Origin of the sequence: Streptomyces smyrnaeus (genome assembly GCF_017676345.1) — a bacterium.
GTDB classification, from domain to species: Bacteria; Actinomycetota; Actinomycetes; order Streptomycetales; family Streptomycetaceae; genus Streptomyces; species Streptomyces smyrnaeus.
Window position 1 is genome coordinate 207,137 of sequence record NZ_JAFFZM010000013.1, and the last position, 26,060, is coordinate 233,196.

Below are 26,060 nucleotides of genomic sequence, written 5' to 3' on the forward strand. Positions count from 1 at the left end.
TGGGTGAGGGAGGGGATGGGCCGTAGACTACGCATGGATGTGGATGCCGTCCACATCTGGCGGCGGAACGAACCGAGCACAGACCAGGCCTGAACGGAGAGAGCCCCGATGACCACCCGCGACACCTATCGGCACGGGAACCTGCGGCACGCGCTCATCGCGGCGGGCGTGGAACTGGCCCGCGCCGGCGGCCCGGACGCGGTGGTCCTGCGTGAAGCCACCCGGCGCGCAGGCGTCGTCCCCAACGCGGCCTACCGCCACTTCACCGACCGCCGCGCCCTGCTGAGCGCGGTTTCACAGGCGGCACTGGCGCACCTCGCTCGCGCGATGGAGCACACACTGGCTCAGGCCGCGTCGGACGAGGTGAACCAGAGCGCAGCGCAAGCAGCAAGCCGGCCGGGGGCCGATACCACGTCCCTGTCAGCCGATGCAGCCCCCGACGCGGCGGCCACCGCGGCCCACGCCCGGCTACGGGCCCTCATGCGCGGATACCTCGGCTTCGCCCAGGCGGAACCCGGCCTGTTCCGCGCGGCGTTCGCGACCACGGAGATGGCCGATACCGATGCCGAAGCGGCGACCGGAGCCGGAGGCCGCACCGCTTTCCGCATGCTCGCGGACGCCCTCGACGAGCTCACCGCATGTGGCGCTGTTCCCCCCGAACGCCGCCCAGGATCCGAATACTTCGTCTGGGCGACTGTCCATGGCATGGCCACCCTCCTCATCGACGGCCCCCTGCGGCACATGCTCCCCACACAGGTGGAGGAAGCAGTGGCGCAGGTGATGGAAGCGGTCGGACGCGGGCTGTGAGCGATCCTCCGCCGGCACTTCCATCCGGGCCGGAGCATCGCTCCCCGCCGCCGTCGGGGGCGCCTGCAGACCTCGGTGCCGACCGTCTGCACGAGATTCTTCCGGCAGACTGCCGGTGGTGCCTGGCCGGTACCCGCTCCAACTCGCCTGCGAACTCATCTGCTTGAGACCGCCTTGCACGCCGTCCTGAGGACCAGTAAGACGTCTTCCTCATGGCGAGCAGCGCGTAGGGCATCGTGGTCCGCCAGGGCACAGAAGACCATGCGGGGGACGGGAGCTACCGGTGTCCGGAAGTGAGCAGGCTGCTTTGACGGCACTGTGGCAGCAGCGCTGGCCCGAATGTGACCCTGTCGGACACAGGCTCCGCGGTGCCTACCCGGAGGTGTGGGTGCGCTTCCACAGCCTGCCGAAATCGAAAAGGTATCCGGAGAACGACGGCGAATACGCCGTTGTCCTGGAGCGCTACAACACCGTGCTCGACGAGTTGTTCGCAGACGAGGACGTGTACGTGGTCCGTCCGGTGTGGACGGCCGAGCCCGGCGTCCCCGCTCACGCGCCTGGCGCGGGCTACTGGCGGACTCTTCCGACAGTGGAGGACCCCGATCCGGAGTACGCCACCTACTCCCACCTCTTCGTCGGCCGTCGCCCTTGGCGGCTCGGGTGCATCGACGGCCTGCTGCGTGCGGTCGCCGACGACGAGGTGGCGGGCGTCCTCGTCACCGACGTCCGGATGGAGCGCATCCACCACCCCTACGACGGTGGCGCGGACGTTTTCGTCCGCACTCCCGCTGAACGGGATCGGCTCCGCAACCGGCATGCTGGCTGGTTGTCCAGCCACCCGGCCGGCCTGTGAAGCTCTGTCTGCGAGGGGTCGCTTCCCCACACCTTCCGCCAGGCCCTGAATGAAGTGCCGTTGGTCCAGCAGGAAAATGATGATCATGGGGAGCGCGGCGATGGTCAGTCCGGCGAAGAGGATGGGCCAGTCGGAGTTGAGCCTGCCCGCCATGTGGAGGTCGACTCCACGCCCAACCCGCCGGGTTGCGCGCAGAGATGCCGGTGGAGGCAGATGGGCCAGGGCCGCACGGGCTCAGACCGCTTTCATGCGTGGGGAACCCGTGCGACCTCTCACGTCACGGCCACGATCGAATGAGGGCCATGAGGGATTTCGGCCGTGGCCACAGGATCTGTCTCCAGCGCTTGTGCTTTCAGCAACATGCTTCAGCGGCTTTCAGCCGGTGCTGTCCCGGTGGGCTGCCGCTGTGGTTCCGGCCGTTCCGGGCTGGGGCGTTTCGGCAGCAGTACGGACAGGAGCAGGGCGAGCGCCATCGCACCGGCCGCGCAGAGGAAGACCCAGTGGGTGCCCGTGACGAAGCCGCGTACCGCTTCCGTTCGTGCCGTGCCTTCGAGATGGGCGATTGCGCTGGTCGTCGAGTTGGGCACCTGCGCCTGGTACACCCGGGCCAGCACCGTCCCGAAGAGCGCCGTGCCCAGGGCGCTGCCCAGTGTCTGGAAGAACCGGGCGGAGGTGGTGGCCACGCCCAGGTGGTGCGTGGGGGCGGACTCCTGGGCGAGCAGGATGAGCTGGCCGAGGAGTTGCCCGAAGCCCAGGCCCAGAAGCAGCATCTCGCCTCGGACGAGCCACAGGCTGGTGCCGGTACCGCTCGTCGCCAGCGAGGCCAGCGCGACCGTTGCGGTCGCCGTGCCGGACACCACGAATGTCCGGGCGGTCCAGCCACGGCGGGCCAGTTGTGCGGAAGCTAGGCCGACGACAGCCATGCCGATCGCCATGGGGATCAGGTACAGGCTGGCCTGGGTCGCGGCGACGTCCCGGGCCAGCTGGAGGTACATGAGGACATAGACGATCGAGCCGGTCAGGGCCATGCCGAGCAGGAGTTGGATGGCGAACGAGCCGGCCAGTACCGGGTGTTTGAAGAGTGACAGCGGCAGGATCGGTTCCGACGCGGTCGCCTGTCGCCGGAGGAAGAGGGCAAGCGACAGGGCTGCGGCGCCGATCAACCCGCGGATCGTGGCCGAGGACCAGGGGTGGTTCGTGCCGCCCCACTCCGTCACCAGCAGCAGTGCGCTCGCGAAGGCGGCCACGAGGGCGGCGCCCGGAAGGTCGATGCGGCGGGCGGCGGTCTGCCGTGGTAGGCGCAGGGTGTAGCCGGCGGCGACGAGGACGGCGACGCCGAGAGGCACGTTGATGTAGAAGATCCAGCGCCAGTCGGCGTGGTCGGCGAGGGCGCCGCCGACGACCGGGCCCAGCGCCATGCCGGCGCCGGCGATCAGGCCGCCCATGTTGGTCCCGTTCGGGCCCTGCTTCCCGGCGCCGGCCATGAGTTGGGCCATGACGACCAGGGTGACGCTCATCAGGCCGCCGCCACCGATGCCCTGGATCGCCCGGAAGGCGATGAGCGAGTCCATGTTCTGGGCGGTGCCGCAGAGCCCGGAGCCGACAAGGAAGACGGTCACGGCTGCGAGGAAGACGTGCTTGGCGCCGAGGACGTCGCAGAGCTTGCCGTACAGCGGCAGGGCCGCGGTGGCCGCCAGGCTGTAGGCGCTGATCAGCCAGGGTATGCGGTCCACTCCGTGGAGAGGGTCGAGGTCGCGGACGATCGGCACCGTCGCCGCGGACACGATCTGCATGTCCAAGACGGCGAGGAGCACGGTCGCCAGGCAGGCGGCGAGGGCGATGTTCCGCTGCAGGGGGGTCATGGAGGAGGCCATCACCCCACGGTGGCAGCAAATATGTACTGAGTCAATTTTTCGGCCAGGCTCAATTTTCGTCTTGATAAAGTCGGCGTCATGGTCGAACGTATGGGACTGCGCGAGCGCAAGAAGCGGGACACCTCGCTGCGGATCCGGCGGATCGCCATCGAACTCTTCGTCGAGCGGGGCTTCGACGAGGTAGCGGTGGCGGAGATCGCCGACGCCGCGGACGTTTCGAAGATGACGGTCTTCAATTACTTCGGAAGCAAGGAAGACCTGGTCTTCAAGCCCATGGAGGAGCACACCGGAGACCTGGCCCGCGCGGTACGCGAACGCCAACCGGGGGAGTCCGCCGTGGCGGCCGTACACCGGCAGTTCCTCGAGCAGCTGGCAGCCCGGGACGCGTCGATCGGCATGAGCCCCGACCCGCTGAACGTGCGTGTACACGAACTGATTCTGGCGACACCGGCGCTGCTGACCCGAACGTACGCCTGGAGCGCCCGGGGCACGCAACTGCTCGCGCACGAACTCATCGCCGAGGCGGACGGGGAGCGAAGCAGTCCGGACGAGGCGGTCGCGCGCTGCGCGGCCATGCAGATCGCCGCGGCCCGCACCTCCCTCCACGACGAGATCCACAAGCGCCGGATCAAGGGCGAGGGCGTCGACGAGATCTACCCGACCATGGTCACCCTCGCTCAGAAGGTCTTCGGGCTGGTGGAGAACGGGCTGGGCGAGTACGCGGTCCGTCGATAGCCGCCGAAGAACCGGACCACGACGCGCCGGCGATCGGAGCGCCACGACCCTCGGTGGCCGACAACGTCGTAAGCGGTGGCTGTCGGTCGAAGGCGCCGGTCTCCCGACCGGGTGCGCGCCGGCCGGTGGGTGGCGAGCGAACCCGTGGCATACGCGCGGCTCGAAGTCGCCGGCGATCGTCACGGACCGGCGCGCGGTGGCGCATGCCGCAGTGGGTAGCGCTCACCAGCGCGAACATCATGGTCAAGCGCTGCTCCGCACAGCATGGGCGGCTACCGAGTGGGAGACACGGATCGCCCGGCGCCCGTGACCCACACGTTCACGGTCAACTCACCGGGTGTGGGCCGTGGTCTGCACGCTCGGCCTCCCCTGGTAGTTCCGCACCGTGAGCGAGCGCATCCCCGCACCGACCGCAAGTCAACGGACCACTCATCGACGTGCTGAGACGCCCACTCCCACGGCAGCTCGTCGGCGTGGCGGGCGAACGCACGCACCGTGCGTTCCTGGCCCTCGACGTAGCCGGGTGACAGATTCCTGGCCAACTGCTGGTTGCGCCAGCCGGTCAGCATCGCCTCGAAGACCTGCTCTTCCGGCCGCAGCAGCGGCAGACCGTCGACCAGGTGAAGCCGGGCCGAGCCGGGCACAAGGGTGTCCACACCCATCCGTTCATCACTCTCCGCCTATCGCATTGGACGCGAGAACGTCGCGTCCAATGCGACCCCGGGACGTTTCCCCAGTTCAGTCCCCCGAAGGAGTGATACCGGCCAAGCGCCTGTGCCCCGGTCCGGTAGCGTGCAACGACCACCGTCCGGCCCCCTGAAGGACCAGGTCAGCGACCTGCTTGGCGATCAACGAGCGGCCGTCCAGTCTCGTATCGCGTATTCGCATCGGTTGCAATTGGCGTCGGTAGGAACATCGGAACGAAAACCGGCGCTAAGCCTCCGTCGCCCCTGGCGGGCGGCTGACGGAGCTTCGACCGGCGGACCGGTCTGAAGTCGTCCCACGGATAACACTCCAGTATCTGCGCTAACTTGATCCGCCACCTGCGGTGACGTTCTACGGGCCGCGTGCGAAGCGGCCCTGTTATCTGTGGCAAGGGGGAAGCGGTGCCCAGCGTCGTGCAGTTGCCGGCCGGGAAGGCGTTGACCGTCCGGGCGGCGGCGGACGTGTTTCTCGACTTGCTTGGTAACCCGAACACGATCCGGAACTATGGGATCGGGGTAGGCAAGACCGCCGAACGGCTCGGCGAGGCCCGGCCACTGGCGTCGGTTGCGGACGACGAGGTCGGCGAGGCCCTCGAATTGCTCTGGGGCACCGCGGCGATCAACACCTGGAATTCCCGCCGGGCGGGGGCGCTGTCCTGGCTCGGTTGGTGCCGTGAGCGAGGCTACGAGGGACCGATGGTCCCGGGCCTGGGCGAAACGGCTGGCGGTGCCGGACTCCGAGACCCCGGCCCGCTCGAAGATGGCGGTCGACCGGCTGATCGCGCGCAGGGAGGTGCACCTGCGGGAGAAGACGCTGTGGCGGATGCTCTACGAGACCGCCGGGCGGTCCGAGGAGATCCTGGGCGTCAACATCGAGGAGCTGGCCTTCGCCGGGCGGCGTTGCCTGATCAAGGCCAAGGGTGCCCGGACCAAGGCTCGCCGCCGGGGCCAGGCACGCGAGGACTACGTGCTGGAGACCGTGTACTGGGACGCCGGTACCGCCCGGCTGCTGCCCCGACTGCTCAAGGGCCGCACCTGCGGGCCGGTGTTCGTCACCCACCGCTGCCCTGGGCCGGGCAAGGTCGTCAGCCCCCGCGACGTATGCCCGGACACTGGGCTGGCCAGGCTGTCGTACGGGCAGGCCCGCGCCCTGCTCGACGAGCACGCCGCCCTGCGCGGGCCGGGTACGGGCTGGGACCTGCACGAGTACCGCCACTCCGCCCTGACCCATCTCAGCGAGCGGGGTGCCTCGCTGTTGACGCTGATGGCGAAGTCCCGGCACAAGAAGCCGGAGAACGTCCGCCGCTACTTCAAGCCCTCCCCGCAGGCAGTCGCCGAGCTGACCAGCCTGCTCGCCCCCGGCGACGCCCGCCGTTGACCGCCCGCTCTGGACAGGCCTGGCCGCACGGGCAGGAGCCGTTCAGAGCGGAATCACCCAGCCCGGTGCCCAGATCCCGGCGGCGTCGTGGACGGCCGTCGTGGCGGCGAGGTGGGTGCGGAGGGTGGTCAGCGCTGTGTGGGGGCTGTCGCGGTGCCAGAGGAGCGAGTGCGGGTAGACGGCCGTCGGGTCGGTCACCGGGATGCGGCGCAGACCGTGGCCGTCGGGCCAGATGAGGCGGGTGTGCTCACCCATGAAGGTGGCCAGGGCTGGGGTGTCGGAGATGGTGTCGAGGAGCGCGTCGGAACCGAAGTTGGGGCCGGTCGCCTCGATGGTGAGGCCGGACTCGGCGACGAGGTCGTCATAGTAGGCGCCCCACTCGGTGCCGGGGCGATGCCGGGCATCCAGATCCGGTGCCCGGTGAGCTGGGCGACGGTCACCGACCGGGCGCCCGCCAGTGTGTGGGCGGGGCCGGTGAGGAGTTGGAGCGGCTCGTCGAGCACCCGGACGGAGGCGATGTCCTCGGGAAGGGGGCGGCCGGGCGCGGCGACGGCGCGGAAGGACGCGTCGATGGCCCCGGAGCGGATGGCGGTGACGGCCGTCTCGATGTCGAAGAGCATCATCACGTCGAGGTCGATGTCGGGGTGTGTGCGGTGGAAGCCGCGCTTCAGGCTCGACTGCGCGCTGCGCGAGGCGATCACGTCGACGCGTAGCGGACGGCGGCCGGGGCGCACGGACGCGCCCGCACGCTCGGCGACGCGTAGCAGCTCGCGTGCGTGGGGCAGGAATGCCTGCCCGTCGATGGTGAGTTCAGCGCCGCGTGGGGCACGGGTAAACAGCCGCACGCCGAGGGCGCGCTCCAGCGCGGCGATGCGTTTGGAGACGGCCTGCTGAGTGATCGACAGGTCGGCCGCGGCTTTCTGGAACTGGCCCCCTTCCGCGACGGCGACGAAGGTACGTACTGCGAGATCCACGCCAGCTCACCTTAGCTAACAACAGACGGTTGTGGATTGTTGGCAGGTCAGTTGTTTGACCTGCTGTTTTCCTGCCCGCTTGTCTCTCATCGGTCAACGTCAGTTTGTTCGGGTGGAGCCATCAAGGGGAGTGCGCTGAGCATGGTGGGCAGGAGACGGTTGGGCTGGCAGTTCGGCTGGCTGTGGGCGTCATATGCGGTGAGCGCGTATGGGTCCGGGCTGGGGTTCGGGGCGTTGCCGCTGATCGCTGTGCTGGTGCTGCATGCCGGGCCTGCTGAGGTGTCCGCGCTGTCCGCGGTGGGGCCTGCGGTGGGTGCGCTGATCGCGGTGCCGCTCGCGCCGTGGGTGGAGTTCCGGCGCAAGCGCTCAGTCATGATCATGATGGACGTGGCCCGGTTCGCGTCCATGGCGACGATCCCCGTCGCCTACGCCTTCGAGTGGCTCAGTCTCGTCCAACTGCTCGTGGTCTCGGCCGTGGTCGCCGCAGCTAAGATCGCCTTCAACGCGGCCAGCGGCGCCTATCTCAAGGCCCTCGTCCGACCGGATGACCTGCTCGTGGCCAACGCGCGATTCGAGTCCACGAACTGGAGCTCCATCGCAGTGGGGCCACCGCTGGGCGGGGCGGCGATCGGCCTGTTCGGGCCGGTCACTACCGTGGTGGCCGACGCGCTCAGCTACCTGCTCTCCGCGTTGGGCATCACCGCGATCGGTGGCCAGGAAGAAGCACCGCGAACAACCGACAAGAGCCCGGTCCGGGCGGGCGCACTGCTCGACGGCTGGCGACACATCATGGGCCACCCCGGTCTGCGGCCGCTCTACCTCAACCAAATGCTTGTCGCCGGTCTGATCATGGCCACCGAGCCGCTGCTGGCCGTGCTCCTGCTACGCCAGCTCGGGTTCCCACCCTGGCAGTACGCCCTCGCCTTCGCCGCCCCCTGCCTCGGCGGACTCATCGGCTCCCGGTTGGCCCGCCGTGTCGTGGCCCGCTTCGGCCGGCACTGGGTCTTCCGGACCGTCGGCACACTGCGCGCCATCTGGCTGATCGGCCTGGCCTTTGTCCGTCCAGGCGCCTTCGGTCTCGTCACCGTGACGGCCATCGAGCTGGCGATCATCATCAACATGAGCCTGTACAGCCCAGTGCTCGCCACCTACCGGCTCGAACACACCCCCAAGCATCTCGTCGCCCGCACCCTGACGGCCTGGTCGATCGGCCAGCAGGCGTCCATCGCCGTCCTCACCGCACTCGCCGGGCTGCTCGCCGACGTCACCAGCCCTCGCACCGCTCTCACGGTCGCAGGACTGCTCATCCTGACCACCCCGCTCCTGCTTCTCCGACAGGACCAGACGTTGCAGCACGAGCCGGAACTGTCCCGCAGCCACTCATGAGACACCGCAACTCACCACTGAAGTCCGCAGCCCTCAGCCGGTCCACCGGTGCGCGTCCGCGTCGACAGGCACACCACCAGCAACGAGAACACTCGAGTGAGCACTGCCCCCGCACCTGCCCCCCACACCGCTCTTCTCGTCATGGACCACCAGCCCGCGATCCTGGCCTTTGGGCCCGAAGGCGAGGACCGAAACGCCCTGCTCGGTCGTGTGGAAGGGGCTATCGCCGACGTTCGCGCAAACGGCGGCACCATCGCCTACGTACGCGTCGGCTTCACCGATGCCGACTGGGACGCGTTTCCGGCCTCCAACAAGTCCATCGCCCCGCTGGCCCAACACCGTGTCATGCACCACGAGGACCCTGCCACTGCCATCCAAGAGCGCCTGGCTCCCCAGGACGGCGATATCGTCGTGCGCAAGATCCGCTACGGCGGCATGTCCACCACTGACCTCGACCAGCAGCTACGCGAGCGCGGCATCACCACTCTGGTCGCCTCCGGCATCAGCACCAGCGGCGCCGTCCTGTCCACCGTCATCGACGCGGCCGACCGCGACTACCAGCTCTACGTCCTTCCGACGGCGTCGCCGACCCAGACACCGAAGTCCACAACGTCCTGCTCCACAAAGTCTTCCGGGGCCCACATCATCGACACCACCGAGATGCACACCCTGCTCCGGGCTGACTGACTCGAACCACGAACCGATCCCGCCCACGGCCGCCGCATCCACCCAGTGTTGGCGGCCCCTCACGCCCCCCCAGTGCCGACCCAACAGCAGCCCGGAACTTCATAGCCGCCGCGACCTCAGGTTGCGTTACGGCTCCCGGCACACTACGAGCCGATGACCAGTGCAAACGTCACCGCCGGGATAGCCCCGGCGGTGAATGCCACCTGCACCAGATTCACACCTCTTCGGCCGCGTCCGGATCGCGCAGCGGACGCAGGCCGCCGGGCAGGTCGGGAAGCTGGAAGGAGTACCGGCCGAGCATGTTGATGTGATGCCTGACGAACGGCGAGAGGCGGGCCACGTCCTTGTCACGGACGTCGAAGCCATCCGCACGCAGCTGGTTCACCGCGGCGTCCATGTACCGCGTGTTGAACAGCACGAGGGCGTTGAGGACCAGGCCCAGGGCGCCGATCTGGTCTTCCATACCGTCCTGGTAGCGCTGGTAGAGCTGCCCGGACCGGCCATGGAAGACCTTCCGGGCGAGGGAGTGGCTCCCCTCCTGGAGGTTCGCCTGACTCTTGATCTGCCGCCGGTAGCCGGGCTCGTCGGTCAGCCGCAGGATGTGCAGGGTCTTGGCGATCCGCCCGTAGTGGGCGATCGCATCGCCGAGCGGGGTGGGTCGGCCGTCGCGGGACAGCATCCGGATCACGTCGTACGCGCGCACGGCACCGGTGTGGATGGAGCCGATGATCCGAAGAATGTCCTCCCAGTGCCGTTCAATCCTGGCGAGATCGATCCGGCCGCGGGCCGCATCCCGGAAGGCGCCGTAGTCGGCGGCACGGTCGATGCGCCACACTTTCTGGTCCGGCAGGTCAGCGAGCTGCGGCGCATACGTGAACCCCGCCAAGGTGAGCAGCCCGAAGACAATGTCGCTGTTTATGCGGAAGTTCAAGTTGATCTTCCTTCGGCTTGCCGCTCGTGGCATTGGCGGTGTTGGTGCGGGCCGGAGAAGCCGCGCGCATAGAGTGAGATCTTCAACGGAGTGGCAGGGGGTGGAGGCCGTGGAAATCACCGTCCAGTGGATACGAACGTCCGGGACAAAACAGTCCCGTGGAGGAGAGGCCGCCGCCCGTAGGAACGCGGCCCCGGTCGGCTTCCCTGTTCCGTCTGTGCCGCCCTCGTTTGCCCACGTGGTCCGCATGCATGAGCGAGACGGCTTCGAGCCCCATGGCGTCGAGGAAGACCTGCGCAAGGTCGACGTCCAGCTCCGCGAAGCCGACGGCCAGCTGCGCGTCCTTCCCCGAGTGCAGCCTCTGTTCGCCATCCCCCTCGGCCGCGACGGCCCCCAGCCGTGCGTCTTGCCTCCGGCCAGTGGGTCCGCTGGCAGCTCAACTACCGTTTCAGCAGCGCGGCGGGAGTGCGGGACTGGTCGTACTGGCTGGACACCTTCAACATCGCCTATGGCCCAGTGGATGCCGACGTGTTCTGGTCGGAGCCCACTGCCCACGTTGACGAGCGAGGACCGCTCCGGTAGCTCCGCTACGGGTTGATCACGCACTGGAGCTGTCCTCCACCGCTTCCGCGTTGGCCGGCTGGCTGAGGTCGGCCAGGAGTCTTTCGATGCGTTCGCTGGTGCAGCGGTGGCGTTCGACCTCGCGGTCCCAGCCACGTTCGGCCGCGTCGCGGGCGAGGGCCAGCTCGAGCTCGCGCCGTGCCCGCAGTCGTGGTGGGTATTCGGGCGTGGTGACGAACTTCGCGCAGGTCAGGTAGAGGTCGCATTCGCAGGGGCCTCCGGCGGGAAGCCGAAGGCAACGGCCGAGTTCGAGTTCGGTCTTGAAGAAGTTCGTCTTGAGCCAGTCGACCGACGCATCCGGCAGCGTGCCGCTGCGCAGTTCGTCGGCGGCAGGGCCGGCGATGGTGGCGCCGGGACCGAGCACGGCCTGATAGTCACGCAGGACTTCGTGGTCGCTGATCTGCGCATAGACGAGCGCCATGTTCACGGAGATGTGCCCGAGGACCTTCATGATGGTGTGGAGCTTCGCGCCTCCGGGTGTGAGTAGTTGCGGTACAGAAAGTGCCGCTGATATTGATCATGGCCCGGCGGGCGTCGGGGTGAGCGGGTTGTCCGGCCGACGGTTACCAATCTCAGCCCCCGAGACCGGGTCGGAGCTGCTGCCCCACGCCCGGTCTCGCCGCCGATGCCCCGCATCGCTTCCCGCTGCCGGGCCCCATCCGGGCCTTCCGAGTCCCTCTCAGGAGGACCTGCCTGGACGGGGGCATCGGCACCTGTGCCTGTACAGGCGGCCCGACCTCGCGGACCCGGCGGATCCGCCCCAGCCGCTCGCGCTCCGCCGGACGCTACTCGGTGCGCAGCGCCGTGGCCGTACGCGCCCTGGCGGCCCAGCCTGCCGGGATCAGCGCGCCCAGCACCGCGATCACGACCCCGCCGAGCCCCAGCAGGAGCAGTTGGAAAGGTCCGTATACATCGAGGACCAGCGGTGGCAGGCTGGTTCCTACGGCACGCCCCATCACCGGCATGACGACGTGGTGCAGCGCGTACCCCGCAGGGACGCCGATGAGCCCGCCGATCGCGCCGATCATGGCCACCGAGGCGAGCACGAGGCACATGGTCTGCCGCGGCGTCATGCCGATCGCCTTGCAGACGCCCAGGTCGTGAATGCGTTCCCGGGTGTCGAGGACCACGGAGTTGAGTACGCCGAGACCGGCCACGGTGATCAGCATGAGGGTGAGCAGCACCGCCATCGCGGACATGATGAGGATGACGCCCTCCTGCCCCGAGGAGACGTTGGTGGTGGCGTCGCCCCCCAGCGGCTGTACGACTGCGGCGACCTCCTGAGCGTATTCGTCGGCGGAGACGCCGGGCTTGGTCTCGATGAGGAAGGTACTGGGCTTGGCCGACGTGAAGTTGGCCATGTCCGCGTGGATTACCAGCTGGCTGCCCGACGTGTCGAAGGACTCGCCCACGATCCGCAGGTTCGCGGTCTCCTTCTCGTAGGTCGCCCGCACCGTGTCACCCATCTTGGTGCTGGTCCTCTCCAGGAAGCGGGAGGGCACCACGACCTGCCCCTTACCAGTGATCCAGTGCCCGGAGAGCATCTCGTAGCTGCCGGAGCGCGCATTGCCCTCGTAGAGGTCGGCCTGGATCGAGCCGGAGATCCCTGCCACGGTGACCTCGGTCTGGGCCTTGCCGTAGTACGACTCCGTACCCGGCTGCGACGTGACGGCGGCCCGCACCTTCGCCGGATCTGCGACCTTGGGCTTTTGGGACGTGCTTGTCGCGCTGTCTTCCACGGGAGGCGGGCCTGGCTCGCTGCCGCCAGGGGGAGGCGAGTCTTCCGCGTTGCCCCCCGCAGGAGGCGTCGGGGGAGGAGCTACTTCGATTGCCTTGGTCGTCGTGACCGTGACCGCGGCACGGTTCTCGGGGTCCTGGGAGGTGCCGATTGCGTTCAGGGACGAGGTCAGCCCCACCGCGAACGTCGCCGCGACCGTGCCGAACGTCACCGCGAGCAGCATCGCGAGGGTACGTACCGGATGCGTGAAGGGGGTCGCGAGACCGTAGGTCACCGGACGTGGCAGCGGCAGCACCCCCATCACCCGATGCGCCCACTGGCCGCGTCCTGTGCGTGGCGACCGGCCGACCGCGATGGCCTCGACCGTACACAGTCTTCCGGCCCGCAGTGCGGGAATCAACGCCGCGAGCCCCACGACGACCAGGGCGGCGGCCGGCACCGTGACGTCCACCCACCAGGCCACTGACAGCGAGACGGTGCCGTATACCGCCTCGGTGTCCGAGAGTAGCGGCACTGCCAGGAGATTTCCCAGGACGACCCCCAGGGCCATGCCTGCACCGGCCGGAATCAGCGCCTGGGCCACGTAGGCGCGTACGACCTCGCGCGGAGTGAAGCCGATGGCCTTGAGAATGCCGATCCTGCGCAGGCTGGTGCCGACCGCACCACTGATCACGCTGCTAACGATGATCACCGACATCGCGATGCCGAGCATGCCGAAAGCCATCACGAACGGGACGGTCGCCGCCGCACCCTGATCAGCGGCGCGCTTGGTGTCCAGCCAGGACTGGGTTCCCAGCAGCGCCCGGGACCCCACGGAGGCGGCGAGCTTCTTGCGGTCGGCGAGGATCTGCTCCTTCGTGCTCGCGGAGTCGAAGCGGTAGAGCATCTGACTCGAGACTGGGTTGCCCTCCGACGCCAGCGCGTCGACCTGCGCGGGAGTCGCCCAGGAGTCGGCGGTCTTGCTGGCCGACACAGCGAAGCCGACGATCGAAAGAGTTGGGGCGTTCGTGGTGTCCGAGGCCTTCAGGGTGGCGCCGATCCCGATGGCGGGCCCCTCGAACGACGCGTCGAGCACGATCTCGCCCGGCTTCTGCGCCCATCGGCCGGACTGCAGATCCACGCGGTCCACGGCTCCTTCCGGACCGGACCGCCCGACCAGGGTCAGCGTGGGCAGTTGGAAGCCCGCCCGATCCACCGGGCGGACCGACGTGGACGGGTACGGCCCCGCGCTCGCGGCGACGCCGGGCAACTTCCCGGTCTTCGCCAGCTCCCCCGCACTCGCCTTGGCCGGATCGAACTGCGCGGTGATGTGCGCACCCTGTTGCTTCCCGAAAGCGTGGTCGAAGGGCGCGGCCGCAGCGACCATCAGCGACCCGGCTACCACGGCCGACGCCACGGCCATCATCGTGGCCACGGCGATCACCACGGTCTGCACCCGCCGTCGGCTCACCCCGGAACGCACGACCCGGCCCAGCGCGCCGGTACCGAACAGGCTCATCGGGCGGCCTGCGCGTAAGAGTCGAGGGCGGCGTGACCGTCGACCAGGTGAACAGTGCGGCTCGCACACGCCTCCGCCAGCGTCAGGTCATGCGTCACCAGCACGATGGTCTGTCCGGCGCGGTGCAGATCCATCAGCAGATTGCGGACGTCGTGGCCCGAGGCGGTGTCGAGCGCACCGGTGGGCTCGTCGGCGAGCAGCAGCGCGGGCCGGTTGACCAACGCCCGAGCGACCGCGACCCGTTGACGTTCACCTCCGGACAATCGGCCCGGGTAGGCGCGGGCATGCTTCTGGATCCCCAGCATCTCCATGAGCTCACCCGCGCGGGCCGCGGCCCTGCGCCGACTGGTCCCAATCAGCTGGGCCGGGAGCCGAATGTTGTCGGTAACGGTGAGGTCGTCGAGAAGATTGAAGAACTGAAAGGCCATGCCGATGTGCTCGCGACGGAACTTGGCGAGGGCATGCTCGCTCAACTGGTCGATCCGTCGCCCGGCCACGGTCACGGCGCCATCGGTCGGCTTGTCCAGACCAGCGACGAGATTCAGCAGCGTGGACTTGCCGCTGCCGGAAGGGCCCGTAACGGCAAGGGCCTCACCCTTGGCGACGCTGAGCGTGAGCGGTCCGAGCGCCGGCGCGTCGGCGCTGACGTAGCGCTTCACCACACCCTCCAGTTCGATCACTTGATGCATACGAGTTGTCCGTCCTTACGATCGCGAGAGGCACCGTTGCCGTTGCCTGCGAACCTAGAAGTGCCGCGTATGGGGCGCGTCGGCCGCGGAACCAACATCAGGTCCTTCCTGCGGAGGATTCGGCCGCGAGTCATACCTGAGAAGTAGGCCTCTTGGGCAATGTCCTGGCCGGACAGGCGGACGCGGGCCGGGCGGAGAGCGCAGCACAATGCACGGGTGGAGACGGAAGACCGGCGCAACTGGCATCAGCAACTCGTCGACGCGCTACGCCCGGAGGCGAAGGCCGCCCCGCTGTCCCGGCGAGCGGTGCGCGCCGATGTGGTGCTGGCGGTCGTACTGACCGTCATTGCCCTGTTCGTGGCGGTGCGCTATCCCGGCGACGGGCCGGTGAACATCGATCCGCCTAGGGTGGACGTCGGGACCGGGGTCCCGGCCCCGCCCTCGCCGCCCGACCCTGGTCAGGTGCCAGTGAAGGAGGAACCCCCTTCCGTGCCCTGGGCCCTGGTCTTCCTGTCGACGCTGCCGCTGGCAGCCCGGCGCCGGTATCCGCTGACCTTGTTCGTGGTGGTGCTGGGAGCAGCACTGGCCATCGGCAGCTCCGCCTCGTGGATCACCGTCCTGGCCTGTGTCATCGGCGCCTACAGCGCCGTTGTATACAGCCGTTACCGGATAGCGGCGATCGCTGTCCTGGTGATCGCCGCTGCGCTGTCCGGCTTCGCTTTCCGCAACGCGGAGCCCGTGCTCCCCGGATGGTCCAGCCCGGGATTCGTGCTCCTGGTGGCAGGGATGCTGGCCAGCCTCGTCCGCTTTCTGCAACTGCGGCTGGCCTCCAGCCGGGACCGGATGGCAGAACTGCAGGCCGCTCAGGAGGAGACCACACGTCGCGCCGTCGAAGAGGAGCGTGTCCGCATTGCCGCCGAACTGCACGACGTCGTGACCCACAATGTGAGCGTGATGGTGATCCAGGCCGGGGCGGCCCGCAAAGTGATGGACATGGCGCCCGAGCAGTCCAAGGAGGCACTGCTGGCCGTCGAGGCGGGCGGTCGGGCCGCCATGGCCGAACTCCGCCACGTGATGGGCCTGCTGGCCGCCCCGGACCACGAGAGGCCCGACGGCCTGGAGCCCCAGCCTGGGCTCGCGCAGCTTGACGCGCTCGTCGCACGCGTACGTGCCGCCGGTACGCCGGTCAGCGTCGGGGTGTCGCTGCCGCCGGATCCGCTGCCACCGGGGGTGGGCCTCGCGGCGTATCGCGTCGTACAGGAGGCGCTGACCAACACGATCAAGCATGCGCGCGGCGCGCAGGCGACCGTCACCATCGGTTACACCGACGCCTGTCTGGAGATCGAGATCACGGACACGGGCGGTGCCAAGGAATCCGCGCCCGTGCAGAGTAACGGCCGTGGCCACATGGGGCTGCGCGAGCGGTTGGCCGTTTACCAAGGTGAGCTGACGGCCGGACCGACGCCGACCGGCGGCTACCGCGTGACGGCCCGCATGCCGCGGAGCGCGGTATGACCGCGGACCGGTCGACTCTGCGCGTCGTCATCGCCGATGATCAAGCTCTCGTACGCACCGGTTTCAAGATGATCCTGGCGGCGGACGGCATCGAAGTGACGGCCGAGGCCGCCGACGGGGCCGAGGCTGTCGCAGCGGTTCGCCGTACGCGGCCCGACGTCGTCCTCATGGACATCCGGATGCCGGAGATGGACGGCATCGAGGCCACCAGGCGCATCATCGGCGACGCCGGCCCGGCCGGATCGCGGGTGATCATCCTGACCACATACGACCTCGACCACTACGTCTACGCCGCGCTCACGGCCGGCGCCAGCGGCTTCCTGCTCAAGGACGTCAGTCCCGAACATCTGGTCTCCGCCCTACGCCTGGTGCAGACCGGCGACGCTCTCCTCGCACCCACGATCACTCGTCGGCTGATCGAGCGCTTCGCCCATCACTACGAACCGCAGACCATCGCCCCGCACCGCGATCTGTCCGGCCTGACCCCGCGCGAGCTCGAGGTGCTCCGCCTACTCGCGACGGGCCTCAGTAATGCCGAACTCGCCTCCCGGCTGTTCCTCAGCCCGACCACGGTCAAAAGTCACGTCGGCCGTATCCTGTCGAAGCTGGACCTGCGCGACCGCGTCCAGGCCGTCGTCTTTGCCTACGAGACGGGGCTGATCGCCCCGGGCGGGGGCGCCTAGCTTCGCCAGTGCTCTGTCCGGCAAGGATCGCCGAGGCGACAGCTTCGCCTCGATAGCCTGCACGGCGTGATCGACTCATGCACGAGCTCCGACGATGCTGCAGTCGCGATAGCCGGGGCGCTGGCTGGCGCGAACGTGATCCGCGACATGTACGGCCAGCGGCTCAGCCGCATCGACAAGGGTGCCGGGGACTTTGTCACCGCCGTCGATGTGGAGGCAGAGGAGGCGATCCTCGGCGTCATCCGTGCCGCACGGCCCGATGATGCGGTGCTCGGCGAGGAAGGCGGGCAGCAGGGTGCCGCCGACGCTGTGCGCCACTGGTTGGTGGGACCCCTGTGCGGCACGGCCCTGTTCTCCCGAAGCTACGACGAAGTGACAGGCAGCTCTCTGTAATCAGAGTGACGCTCGGTCAGGGAGAGTGAGGCGAGGTCCGGGTACATCGCCAACCTGGAGGGCGGCGAAGTCGGCATGGGCCTGTTCGACGGCTTGGGGGTACGCCTCGCGCTTGGCGTGTTCGGCGAGCGCCCGGTAGATGCTGGCGACGGAGGGGTTCTGTCCCTTGCGCTTGCCGGAGGGGATGATCAGGTCGGGCTGGATCTGCTCGACGGACTCACCGGCTGCACGGCGCCGCAGCACGGTGTGGAGCATGTCGTCGGTGATGACCGGGGGCCGGCCGCCGTGCTTGCCCTTGCAGGCCGCGGTGTCGAGCCCTTCCAGTGTCGACTCGCGGATGTTCTCCCGCTCGGTCTCCGCCATCGCGGCGAAGAACGCGAACAGCAGCTTGCCGGGGCCGGTGGGGTCGTAGATGCCGCGCAGGGGTCCGGCGAGCATCTCCAGGACCAGGCCGTGGGCGGTGAGGTGGTCGGCGAGCGCGGTGAGTTCGGCGGCGTCGCGGCCGAGGCGCTTCATCTCGTAGACGGTGAAGATGACGCGGCAGTGCGGGGCGTGCGCCTTGACCTCCCGCGCCGTCCTCAGTGCCTCCTCGAACCGGGGGCGGACCCGCACCCGAGTGCTGATCTTCTCGCTGAAGATCTTGTCCCTCGGAATGCCGTGCCCCGCGAGCGCGTCGAGCTGCGAGTCGAGTTCCTGCCCGAGCGTCGAACAGCGCGCGTAGCCGATGCGGATGTCCACGCTCGACACGTCCGGGTCGATCGGCGGCGGCGGGGTGCCCGGCCGCCACGGCCGTCCCGGTCCGCGGTCGGCCGGGGTGGGCACCCGCAGCGCCTTTTTCAGCTGGGGCACCTTCGTGAAGCGGCGGGTGTGGTAGGCGGAGGCGACGGTGCCGCCGCGTGAGCGGCACGGCGAGCCGGGCTGCACGTCGCACTTCGGACAGGCGTGCCGTTCGACGTCGTCCGCGTCCGACCGGTCGGCCGGGGAGGGGGTGCTGAGGGGCCGTCATGGGCGCGGATTTTCGCGAAATGCAAGTCTCAGAAGGGGGTCCGTTCCGTCTTTGATGAGAACGAGTTGTGAGATCCGGTGTCGGCAGGGCTCCGGCAATCTGCTCTTGGTCTTGTTCGCGCAAAGGCCCCCCGTTTCTGACAGTAACGCGGCGTGCGGCTATGGCCTCCGCGTCGGCTCTTGTGGGCCATGGTGCGGCTCTTGACCCTCACGTGACGTCAGGCTGCATAGTCGGTGCCGTGGAAGATCACTGGACAGTGGGGCGCGTGGCCGACCTGGCCGGCGTGAGCGTCCGCACGCTGCATCACTATGACGAGATCGGGCTCGTGCGTCCGTCGACGCGGACCGCGGGTGGGTACCGGGCCTACTCGGCGGGCGACGTGGAGCGGCTGCGGGAGGTGCTGGCCTACCGGCGGCTGGGCTTCGGTCTGCGGGAGGTTGCGGAACTGGTCGGCGACTCGTCCACCAACGCAGTCGCGCACCTGCGCCGACTGCGCGGCCTGCTGCTGGAGCGGCGCGATCGAGCTGACGCCATGGTGGCGGCCATCGACAGGGAACTTGAGGCACGGGCGAGGGGACTGAAGGTGACACCGGAGGAGCAACTGGGGATGCTCGGTGCACGGCTGTACGACGCGATCGGCGGCGCTTATCCCGCGACGCGGCGTACCGAGCCTCGGATCGCAGCGCAGATCTGGGACGCGCTCGGCGACGCTCGGACGGTGCTGAATGTCGGGGCCGGCACGGGCTCCTACGAGCCGGCTGATCGCGAGGTGACCGCGGTGGAGCCGTCGGAGGTCATGCGGCGTCAGCGGCCTGCCGGTTCGGCGCCGTGCATGGCCGCCGCCGCGGAGAGCCTGCCGTTCGAGGACCACTCCTTCGACGTCGCGATGGCCGTCTCCACTGTTCACCACTGGGGGGACCCAATAGCGGGGCTGCGCGAGATGCGGCGTGTAGCCCGACGCGTGGTGGTGCTGACGTTCGACACCGACGAGCCCGGATGGCAGGACCGGTTCTGGCTCACCCGCGACTACCTGCCCGAGTTCGCCACCGTCCTCGCGGAATTTCCCTCACTTGCGGGGATGGCCGATGCGATCGGCGCCCGCGCCGAGCCGGTGCCCATCCCGTGGGACTGTGCTGACGGCCTGTTTGAGGCGTACTGGCGCAGACCGGGGGCGTATCTGGAGGAGCACGTCCGCCGTGCGATGTCGGTGTGGACGCGGGTCGGGCCGGACGCCGAGCGGCGGGCGGTGCGAAGCCTCCGCGACGACCTCGACTCCGGCCGGTGGGCTGAGCGCAACAGCGGCCTCGCCCACCTCGACACGGCAGACCTCGGACTCCGTCTGCTCATAGCTTGAATGGACACCGGTCCGGACCCGGATTACTCCTCCTCGTCACCGTCCTCGGACGCGTCTGGGTCGCGGAAGGGCCGCAGGCCCTGGCCGGGGCCGCTGGCGGTGATGTTGAACAGGTACCGGCCCAGGAAGTTGACGTGCCGGTCCTTGAGCAAGGAGAGCCGGGCGACGTCCTCGTCCTTGATGTCGTGGCCCTCGGCGCGGAGCCGGGCCACGGCGGCGTCGAGGTAACGGGTGTTCCACAGCACCACGGCGTTGAGGACCAGCCCGAGAGCGCCACGCTCCTGGCGCGTATCGGGTTGGCGAGACCACCGGGCAGCAGATGCCGCCTGAGCCGCCGTGGACGGACCGGGTACAGCAGCCCCGACCCGACGGCCCCGTGCAGCTGGTCACGCCCACCGGTTATGAGTGGTGGGCCGGCCCGAAGCATCTGCGCGCGGCCACCCAGCAGGAGCGGGACGCCTACAACGCCGCCCGGCGCGACGTCCTGCGCCCTTGGACGGGGAGGGCCGCGAAGTGAGCCGTATGACGGTCCGCGTATCCCGCGACTCGGGGCGCTCTTGGACCCGGCCGCGCATCGTCCGCCCGACCAAGCTGCCGAGGACGACCTCCCGCTGGCCGGACTGTCAGTGCGCCCTGTGCCGGCCCGGGGATGAGGTCGCGATGCCTAGGACGATCCCGCCTCGCAGCGCGTCGCACCGGCCCGGCTGGTACGGGACCTGCCCCCGGTGCGGAGGCCCGCTGACCGCGGGGGCCGACAAGGCCGATGACGACACAGCAGTTCGGTGCGTCGGGGCTCGCTGCCGCAGATGTACAGGCTCGAACACCGCCCGCCCCACGGAAAAAGACCCTGAAAGGACTGCCAGATGAGTGCCGGCTACTGCACCTGGCACCGCGACACCGCCGAAGACGTCGAGCCGATCATCTTCGAGGAACGCGGCTCGGGCCCGGCCGCCGCGGTGTCCGCCTGCCTGCCGTGCGCGAACGGCTCGACGGAACGTTTCCCATACGGCAAGGCCGCCCAGGTGGCTGTGAGGGTGATGAAGGAGCGCGCCGCACGCAGCCGCTCCAGAGCTCGGAAAGTGCATCGTGGCTGAGCACCGGGAGATGTCCGGCCGCCGGATGATGGCCGATTCACTCGCGCGGCACGGGATCGAGGGAACCGTGCGCCACCAGTTCCTGCGGGCGCAGTGGAAGATCTCACCGGCCGAGCAGCCGGCCGACAGGCCGGCCCGGTACGCCTGGAACGCCCGGGGTGCGCGGCTGGGAGCCTCGGCGGTGTCCCGCGCCGCCTACGACCTCGCCAGGAGACTGCGGCACGCCGCCCTCGACCACAGCGGCCCTGGCCGCTTCGCCATCGAGCCGACCGCGCTGCCCACCGATCCGGTGGTGCAGCACGAGGCGGCCGTGCTCCTCCCGGACGCCGCCTGCACCCGGGACGGGGGCAGACCGTGCGCGCCCAAGTGACCTACGTCGCCGTCGTACTGGGGCTGATCGGCGCCCTGCTCTACGGCGTCACCCACTAGACCCCCACGAAGCCCTGTCCGTACTGCCGCCGGCCCTTGCCGCGCTGACAGCCAGCTCGGCTACCGGCCCGCCGGGAGCGAGCCTTTCGGAAGAGGCGGAGCCAACTACGGCGCCCTTGGCCGACAGCGCACTGCTTCGGACGCACTCGCGCCAGGCACGCCACCGTCCACGGTCTCTTTGCCGCCGGGCGCAGCAATCCCTGCGGGTGGCCTGCCGGCGAGTACGGACCGATGGCGGCTGCCCGCGCCTGTGCCCATGGTGCCACGGGCGTTGCTCCGGACGGGGGTAAGTGTCTTTCACGATGATCCAAGTATTTCCGAGAAGGGCATGCCTGAACACTGCTACGTGTTCACCGGGTCAAGGAGTTCCCGTACTGTGTCCAGATTTCCGAGCCCGTTCCGTGCGCTGCTTGCGCTGGCTGTCTTGCTGGCCTCGGCGCTGACTCTCCCGGCTGCTTCCGCGCAGCCCAACCAAAGACACGCCCATCGTCCCATCATCTTCGTACACGGCTACAAGTCGAACTCCGGTGTCTGGGACTCCATGGTCTCTTACGCTGAAAGGTACGGCTACAAGAGCGACGAGCTGTATCGGTTCGACTACCGCAACAAGACACCCGGAAATACTTCCATCACAACCCTCGGGCGAGATCTCAGGGACTTCATCAAGGACCGGGAGAGGAACATCCTCGGGAAGTCTCCCGATGGGAAGGTCGACATCATCGCCCATTCCATGGGCGGTCTCGTGGCTCGCGCGTACCTGAAGGGATACGAGGGCACGAAAGTCACCAAGCACTTCGTGTCCATGGGAAGTCCTCACCACGGAACCAAGGCCGCAGACCTGGGGTCGAACTACGGGTATTGCGACGCCACGAGCGATCACCAGTGCAAGGAGATGACAACAACATCTCCCTTCATCAAGTGGCTCAACTCCGGCGGTGAGACGCCGGGCCCGACAAAATATCTGACCCTGCGTTCGAACGTCGGCGACGAGCCCACGGTGCTCGGCATGTGCGACCTCACCGTCTTCGAGGGAGAAACGTCGGCCCTGGCCGGTGCCACCAATTACGTCACCGAGTGCATTCCACACGGCAGCTTCTACCACGACGACTGGACGCGCGAACGGTCGATGGAATTCCTCCAGGATGGAAGTCACACCCCAAAGATTGTGAAGACTTCCTGCAGTCCCTTGGAAAAGAAGAGCCGCAACAGTGTCGAAGCCTGGGTGCAGACATGCCTGCTCGCCCGCCCCAATAAGGACAAGGGAACCGACGTGCATCCCGAAATCAGGATTCGTGGTTGTGGTTCCTTCACGCCGATTTGGGGTTACGCCGGGAAGGGGAAAAACTGCCTCCTGCTCGGCCAGTTCGAACTGCGCAAAAACGGGAAAGACTACAACCGCGGCCAGGCGCAAGAAATGAAGGAAGCAAGAGCCTTCAACTTCCTTTCGTGGAACGGAGGATGGGCCGACACTAGTGCAACCTTCTCCGACGAGTGGGAATTTAGCTTCACTGTCGGAAAGAACAACACTGGCCAATGGGAGGGATGGCGTACTCCACCCCTGCAGGTCTGAGTCGACCCGCACTGGCCCCCGTCACCGGGTTCAGCCGGAGCGGGGGTGGGAAAAGCGCGGCTCAGCGCTCGTCATTGACCTTGCGGTCGAGGTCGAGGGTGAGTTGGAGGGCGTCCAGCACACTCGCGGGGGCGATCTGGTTGTCTGCTTCGCCGCGCACCACTTCCAGGACGTGGCCGATCATGGTGGTGTACTGGTCGGCGGCCGGCAGCTGGAGCTCGTGCGCGCCCTCGGTGGTGCAGGCGGTGACGGTGCCGGAGGGTTTGCCGTCGAAGCCCATCGTGGAGGTGGCATTCGAGGCGGCGTGCTCGAAGGTGGCGGTGTAGCCGCCGCGGGCTCCCCACGCCTGGGGCATCAGCGAGGAGACGGAGCTGCGGGCCGCCGCTCCGTCGAAGCGGAAGGTGGCGTCGATGGCCCCGGAGTCCTCGCCGCGCGCCACGGTGGTGACGGTGGTGGCCTGGGGCAGACCGAGAGTGCGAGTGATGATGTCCATGTCGCTGTGCAGTGCTTCCAGCGGCAGGACCTTCAGCCCCAGCGAGGCGCCCGGCCACAGGTGCGCGGTCAGATTCCACAGCGTCAGATGCTCCAGCCGCCCGTAGGTGCCCCGCTTCACGGCGTCGAACAGGGCCTGGTTGGCCGGGATGAACCTCTCGAACATGTCGACGAACACGTGCTTGTCGCTGCGGGCGGCGGCCTCGGCCACCCGCTTTGCGTCCTCGATGTCATCGGCCAGCGGCAGCTCGACCAGCGCGTGCTTGCCCGCCTGAAGGGCGCGCAGTACGAACTGGGCGTGCAGCGGGAGCGGCAGGCAGATGTCCACCAGGTCGAAGGAGCCGTCCTCGAACGCGGCGTCCATATCGGTCGAGGAGGTAAACCCGAACTGGCCTGCCGCCTTCGCGGTCTTGACCGCGTCCCGGCCGAACATCACCACCTCCACATCATCACGAGCGGCGTAGACGGCGGCGTGCGCCTGTCCGAAACCGGTTCCCAACAGTGCGATCTTCATCGTTCGTCTCCTTGAGATGCGTATGTGCGGTCGGGGCGTAGGGGGTCAGCGGGCCGTGGGCCGGGTGGGCTGGGAGAGGAGGCCGAAGCGCCTCCCGCGGGGGTCGCGGATACGGGCGCGGACCGGGCCGCCGGGCGCGGAGCGCGGCTGCTGCTCCACCAGCGCGCCGTCCTGCTGGGCCGCCGCGGTGCGTCACCGGCCGCACCATCCGCCGCGACATCGACCGCCTGCGCGACCTCGGCTACCCCGTTGAAGGCACCACCGGCCACGCCGGCGGCTACCGCCTCGCCTCCGGCACCGCCATGCCCCCGCTGATCCTGGGCGACGACGAAGCCATCGCCACCACCGTCGCCCTGCGCACCGCAGCCGGCCACCTCACCGGCATGGAGGAGACCTCACTGCGCGCCCTGGCCAAACTCGAACAGGTCCTGCCCGCCCGGCTGCGCGCCCAGGTCGCGGCCGTGCAGCAGACAACAGCCGCCATCGGCTGGGAAACCCGCGGCCCGCGCGTCAACCCCGAGCTGCTGGGCGGCCTGGCCGCCGCCTGCCGCGACCACGAAAGCGTCACCTTCGACTACACCACCCGCCACAGCGGCACCGCCTCCCGCCGCGTCGAGCCCCACCACCTCATCGCCTCCGGCGGCCTGTGGTACCTCCTCGCCCACGACACCCACAAGAACAACTGGCGCATCTTCCGCCTCGACCGCATCACCGATCCAGCCCCCACCCGCCACCACTTCACCCCGCGCACAGTCCCCGGCGACGACCCGGCCGCCTACGTCGCCGACAAGATCGCCACGGCACCGACCCGCTACCGCGCCATCGCGACCGTGCACGCCCCCGCCGACACCGTCCGCCGCCGCAGCTGGGCCCTGGCCACCCGCATCCGCCCCCGCGACGAGGCCACCTGCACCATCGGCTGCTCCAGCAACCACCTTCCCGGCATCGCACAGACCCTCGCCGCCCTCGACGCCGACTACACCCTCGATGCCGACCCCGAGGTGACCGCCTACCTCCACCAGACCGCCGGACGCATGCAACACGCCACCAACTCATGACCGCCCGACCGGCACCCGCGGCTTCCGAACAGCAGACGCGTTCACCGGCGTGGCGCCAACGACCCGGCCCTCGACCCGGCCCTCTCCAACTCGGTCAACACCCGAGGCGCCGAACCCGCCCACCACACGCACGTCCCGGCTCGGGCCGGCGGCGAAGCCGCTGAACGGGCCGCCCCCATCGCGCGGGGCTTTGTCAAGAAGGCCCGTCTCGCAGATGCGTCAGGGACTGCACGACTATCGCCGGCCCCGCAGCCTCTGACACCTCGGCCGCTGTCGGGCACGGGCCTGCCTCCACCACGCGTTCGGCGATCACCTCGGCGGACCGGCCCGTCACCGCGCGGTCGCCAGCGCCGCGGTGGCGATGGCGCCGGCGGTGGCGGTGACGGCGGCGGTTACAGCGGGCCGTAGAGCCAGTTGCCGCGAGCTTCGGCGTCCTCGCTCGTGAAGTACTCGGTCACAGCGGTGCGGATCTCTTCAGGGCCGAGGGTGCCGTTGCCGTCCAGGTCGAGCTTGGTGAAAGCGGCCGCCATCTCCTCGGGGGTGCCGCCGCTCACGGCCTGGCCGAGCAGGGTGTACTCGTTCACGGTGATCAGGCCGTCGTTGTCCGTGTCGCAAATGTCCAGGCAGGCTGCAACGACGTCGTGGAGGGCGGAGACCAGTGCGGACTCGTCGGAGGCGATGGACGCACGGACGCCGCGCTCGTACTCGTCCGGGTTGATCCGCCCGTCGCCGTCGTCGTCCATGTGCCGCAGGTGGGGGTCCCAGATGACGGCGAGGGCCTCCCGCAGCCGCTGTGCCTTCCCCGGCTGGGTGGAGACGGAATCGGCCAGGCGGTCGGCGATGGCCGTCAGGTCCTGTTCGGTGAGGAATCCGTCCTGGTCGGTGTCGAGGAAGGCGAACATGCGGCGGAGTTTGGTACTCAGTATCGAACTGTGGACGGCAGTCATGGCTTGCACTCTCCGTTCTTTTGTGCCGCTGGGTCCGCTGTTGCGCCGGGCGGTGACAGCGGTGTCAACGGCCTTGGGAAATCGTCGGCTTCGCGACTCCAGGCCGCTGGCTACCCATCGGCAGGCAGGA

General features: G+C 68.8%; 20 protein-coding genes and 8 pseudogenes. 17 read left to right on the forward strand and 11 right to left on the reverse strand.

Annotated features, from left to right (window positions below; translation table 11 throughout):
* Window positions 1–108: 108 nt before the first annotated feature.
* Both JW613_RS21945 and JW613_RS21950 read left to right on the forward strand, forming a co-directional pair.
* Window positions 109–807, forward strand: coding sequence for a TetR/AcrR family transcriptional regulator (locus JW613_RS21945; protein WP_209212552.1), 699 nt, complete (start codon window positions 109–111; stop codon window positions 805–807).
* Between the two features lie 283 nt (window positions 808–1,090).
* Window positions 1,091–1,660 carry a DUF3885 domain-containing protein gene (locus JW613_RS21950; protein ID WP_307865990.1) on the forward strand — a complete coding sequence of 190 codons (570 nt, stop codon included), beginning with the start codon at window positions 1,091–1,093 and terminating at the stop codon, window positions 1,658–1,660.
* A 365-nt stretch (window positions 1,661–2,025) separates the two neighbouring features.
* Here the strand turns inward: JW613_RS21950 and JW613_RS21955 are convergent, their stop codons facing one another.
* Window positions 2,026–3,534, reverse strand: coding sequence for an MFS transporter (locus JW613_RS21955; protein WP_245226076.1), 1,509 nt, complete (start codon window positions 3,532–3,534; stop codon window positions 2,026–2,028).
* 78 nt (window positions 3,535–3,612) lie between these two features.
* Between JW613_RS21955 and JW613_RS21960 the strand changes: the two genes are divergently transcribed.
* Together JW613_RS21960 and JW613_RS21965 are read left to right on the forward strand one after the other, a co-directional pair.
* Window positions 3,613–4,269 carry a TetR/AcrR family transcriptional regulator gene (locus JW613_RS21960; RefSeq protein ID WP_209212553.1) on the forward strand — a complete coding sequence of 219 codons (657 nt, stop codon included), beginning with the start codon at window positions 3,613–3,615 and terminating at the stop codon, window positions 4,267–4,269.
* A 1,106-nt stretch (window positions 4,270–5,375) separates the two neighbouring features.
* Window positions 5,376–6,351 (forward strand): annotated as a pseudogene (locus JW613_RS21965) (tyrosine-type recombinase/integrase).
* Between the two features lie 42 nt (window positions 6,352–6,393).
* Here the strand turns inward: JW613_RS21965 and JW613_RS21970 are convergent.
* A pseudogene (locus JW613_RS21970) lies at window positions 6,394–7,325 on the reverse strand (LysR family transcriptional regulator).
* 141 nt (window positions 7,326–7,466) lie between these two features.
* On the opposite strand from JW613_RS21970, the gene JW613_RS21975 reads away from it, so the two are divergent.
* Together JW613_RS21975 and JW613_RS21980 are read left to right on the forward strand one after the other, a co-directional pair.
* Window positions 7,467–8,711 (forward strand): MFS transporter, encoded by a 1,245-nt coding sequence (locus JW613_RS21975; protein WP_209212554.1) that lies wholly within the window; start codon window positions 7,467–7,469, stop codon window positions 8,709–8,711.
* A gap of 96 nt (window positions 8,712–8,807) precedes the next feature.
* The gene (locus JW613_RS21980) at window positions 8,808–9,398 is read left to right on the forward strand and encodes a cysteine hydrolase family protein (RefSeq protein WP_307865991.1); all 591 of its coding nucleotides are present in this window, start codon (window positions 8,808–8,810) and stop codon (window positions 9,396–9,398) included.
* A 214-nt stretch (window positions 9,399–9,612) separates the two neighbouring features.
* On the opposite strand, the pseudogene JW613_RS21985 reads toward JW613_RS21980, so the two are convergent.
* A pseudogene (locus JW613_RS21985) lies at window positions 9,613–10,311 on the reverse strand (Tn3 family transposase); the annotation flags it as partial.
* 127 nt (window positions 10,312–10,438) lie between these two features.
* Between JW613_RS21985 and JW613_RS21990 the strand changes: the two are divergent.
* Window positions 10,439–10,911 (forward strand): annotated as a pseudogene (locus JW613_RS21990) (hypothetical protein).
* Between the two features lie 16 nt (window positions 10,912–10,927).
* On the opposite strand, the gene JW613_RS21995 reads toward JW613_RS21990, so the two are convergent.
* The 3 genes from JW613_RS21995 to JW613_RS22005 all read right to left on the reverse strand — a co-directional run bounded on the left by JW613_RS21995 (window position 10,928) and on the right by JW613_RS22005 (window position 14,875).
* Window positions 10,928–11,401 (reverse strand): hypothetical protein, encoded by a 474-nt coding sequence (locus tag JW613_RS21995; RefSeq protein ID WP_209212555.1) that lies wholly within the window; start codon window positions 11,399–11,401, stop codon window positions 10,928–10,930.
* A gap of 334 nt (window positions 11,402–11,735) precedes the next feature.
* Window positions 11,736–14,186 (reverse strand): ABC transporter permease, encoded by a 2,451-nt coding sequence (locus JW613_RS22000; RefSeq protein ID WP_209212556.1) that lies wholly within the window; start codon window positions 14,184–14,186, stop codon window positions 11,736–11,738.
* The gene (locus tag JW613_RS22005; protein ID WP_209212557.1) at window positions 14,183–14,875 is read right to left on the reverse strand and encodes an ABC transporter ATP-binding protein; all 693 of its coding nucleotides are present in this window, start codon (window positions 14,873–14,875) and stop codon (window positions 14,183–14,185) included. The genes JW613_RS22000 and JW613_RS22005 overlap by 4 nt, the downstream gene beginning before the upstream one ends.
* Window positions 14,876–15,091: 216 nt before the next feature.
* Here JW613_RS22005 and JW613_RS22010 point away from each other — a divergent pair, with 216 nt between their 5' ends.
* The 3 genes and pseudogenes from JW613_RS22010 to JW613_RS22020 form a co-directional block, all read left to right on the forward strand.
* Complete coding sequence (locus JW613_RS22010; protein WP_209212558.1) at window positions 15,092–16,390, forward strand: sensor histidine kinase; 1,299 nt, start codon at window positions 15,092–15,094, stop codon at window positions 16,388–16,390.
* Window positions 16,387–17,073: a response regulator gene (locus JW613_RS22015; protein WP_209212559.1), complete on the forward strand. Its 687-nt coding sequence runs from the start codon at window positions 16,387–16,389 to the stop codon at window positions 17,071–17,073. The genes JW613_RS22010 and JW613_RS22015 overlap by 4 nt, the downstream gene beginning before the upstream one ends.
* Window positions 17,074–17,139: 66 nt before the next feature.
* Window positions 17,140–17,418, forward strand: a pseudogene (locus JW613_RS22020) (inositol monophosphatase family protein); the annotation flags it as partial.
* Between the two features lie 48 nt (window positions 17,419–17,466).
* Here the strand turns inward: JW613_RS22020 and JW613_RS22025 are convergent.
* Together JW613_RS22025 and JW613_RS37055 are read right to left on the reverse strand one after the other, a co-directional pair.
* The gene (locus JW613_RS22025; RefSeq protein ID WP_443742842.1) at window positions 17,467–18,315 is read right to left on the reverse strand and encodes a recombinase family protein; all 849 of its coding nucleotides are present in this window, start codon (window positions 18,313–18,315) and stop codon (window positions 17,467–17,469) included.
* Window positions 18,289–18,417 (reverse strand): annotated as a pseudogene (locus tag JW613_RS37055) (zinc finger domain-containing protein); the annotation flags it as partial. The pseudogene JW613_RS37055 and the gene JW613_RS22025, both read right to left, overlap by 27 nt.
* A gap of 311 nt (window positions 18,418–18,728) precedes the next feature.
* Between JW613_RS37055 and JW613_RS22030 the strand changes: the two are divergent.
* Entirely contained in the window at window positions 18,729–19,826 is a 1,098-nt protein-coding gene (locus tag JW613_RS22030; protein ID WP_209212601.1) for a MerR family transcriptional regulator, read from the forward strand.
* A gap of 23 nt (window positions 19,827–19,849) precedes the next feature.
* Here the strand turns inward: JW613_RS22030 and JW613_RS22035 are convergent.
* Window positions 19,850–20,101: pseudogene (locus tag JW613_RS22035) on the reverse strand (Tn3 family transposase); the annotation flags it as partial.
* A gap of 44 nt (window positions 20,102–20,145) precedes the next feature.
* Here JW613_RS22035 and JW613_RS22040 point away from each other — a divergent pair.
* From JW613_RS22040 to JW613_RS22055, 4 genes are all read left to right on the forward strand, one after another.
* A complete protein-coding gene (locus tag JW613_RS22040; protein WP_209212560.1) occupies window positions 20,146–20,343 on the forward strand; it encodes a hypothetical protein in 198 nt (65 codons plus the stop codon).
* Between the two features lie 346 nt (window positions 20,344–20,689).
* Complete coding sequence (locus JW613_RS22045; protein WP_209212561.1) at window positions 20,690–20,920, forward strand: hypothetical protein; 231 nt, start codon at window positions 20,690–20,692, stop codon at window positions 20,918–20,920.
* Window positions 20,913–21,290: a hypothetical protein gene (locus JW613_RS22050; protein WP_209212562.1), complete on the forward strand. Its 378-nt coding sequence runs from the start codon at window positions 20,913–20,915 to the stop codon at window positions 21,288–21,290. The genes JW613_RS22045 and JW613_RS22050 overlap by 8 nt, the downstream gene beginning before the upstream one ends.
* A 435-nt stretch (window positions 21,291–21,725) precedes the next feature.
* Entirely contained in the window at window positions 21,726–22,919 is a 1,194-nt protein-coding gene (locus tag JW613_RS22055) for an esterase/lipase family protein (protein ID WP_209212563.1), read from the forward strand.
* Window positions 22,920–22,980: 61 nt separating this feature from the next.
* On the opposite strand, the gene JW613_RS22060 is transcribed toward JW613_RS22055, so the two are convergent.
* Window positions 22,981–23,925, reverse strand: a complete 945-nt coding sequence (locus JW613_RS22060; RefSeq protein WP_209212564.1) for a Gfo/Idh/MocA family protein — start codon at window positions 23,923–23,925, stop codon at window positions 22,981–22,983.
* Between the two features lie 203 nt (window positions 23,926–24,128).
* Between JW613_RS22060 and JW613_RS36450 the strand changes: the two are divergent.
* Window positions 24,129–24,197: pseudogene (locus JW613_RS36450) on the forward strand (HTH domain-containing protein); the annotation flags it as partial.
* A gap of 30 nt (window positions 24,198–24,227) precedes the next feature.
* Window positions 24,228–24,983: a helix-turn-helix transcriptional regulator gene (locus tag JW613_RS22065; protein WP_245226081.1), complete on the forward strand. Its 756-nt coding sequence runs from the start codon at window positions 24,228–24,230 to the stop codon at window positions 24,981–24,983.
* A 392-nt stretch (window positions 24,984–25,375) separates the two neighbouring features.
* Here JW613_RS22065 and JW613_RS22070 read toward each other — a convergent pair whose 3' ends face one another.
* Window positions 25,376–25,930: an EF-hand domain-containing protein gene (locus JW613_RS22070; protein WP_209212565.1), complete on the reverse strand. Its 555-nt coding sequence runs from the start codon at window positions 25,928–25,930 to the stop codon at window positions 25,376–25,378.
* Window positions 25,931–26,060: the final 130 nt, after the last annotated feature.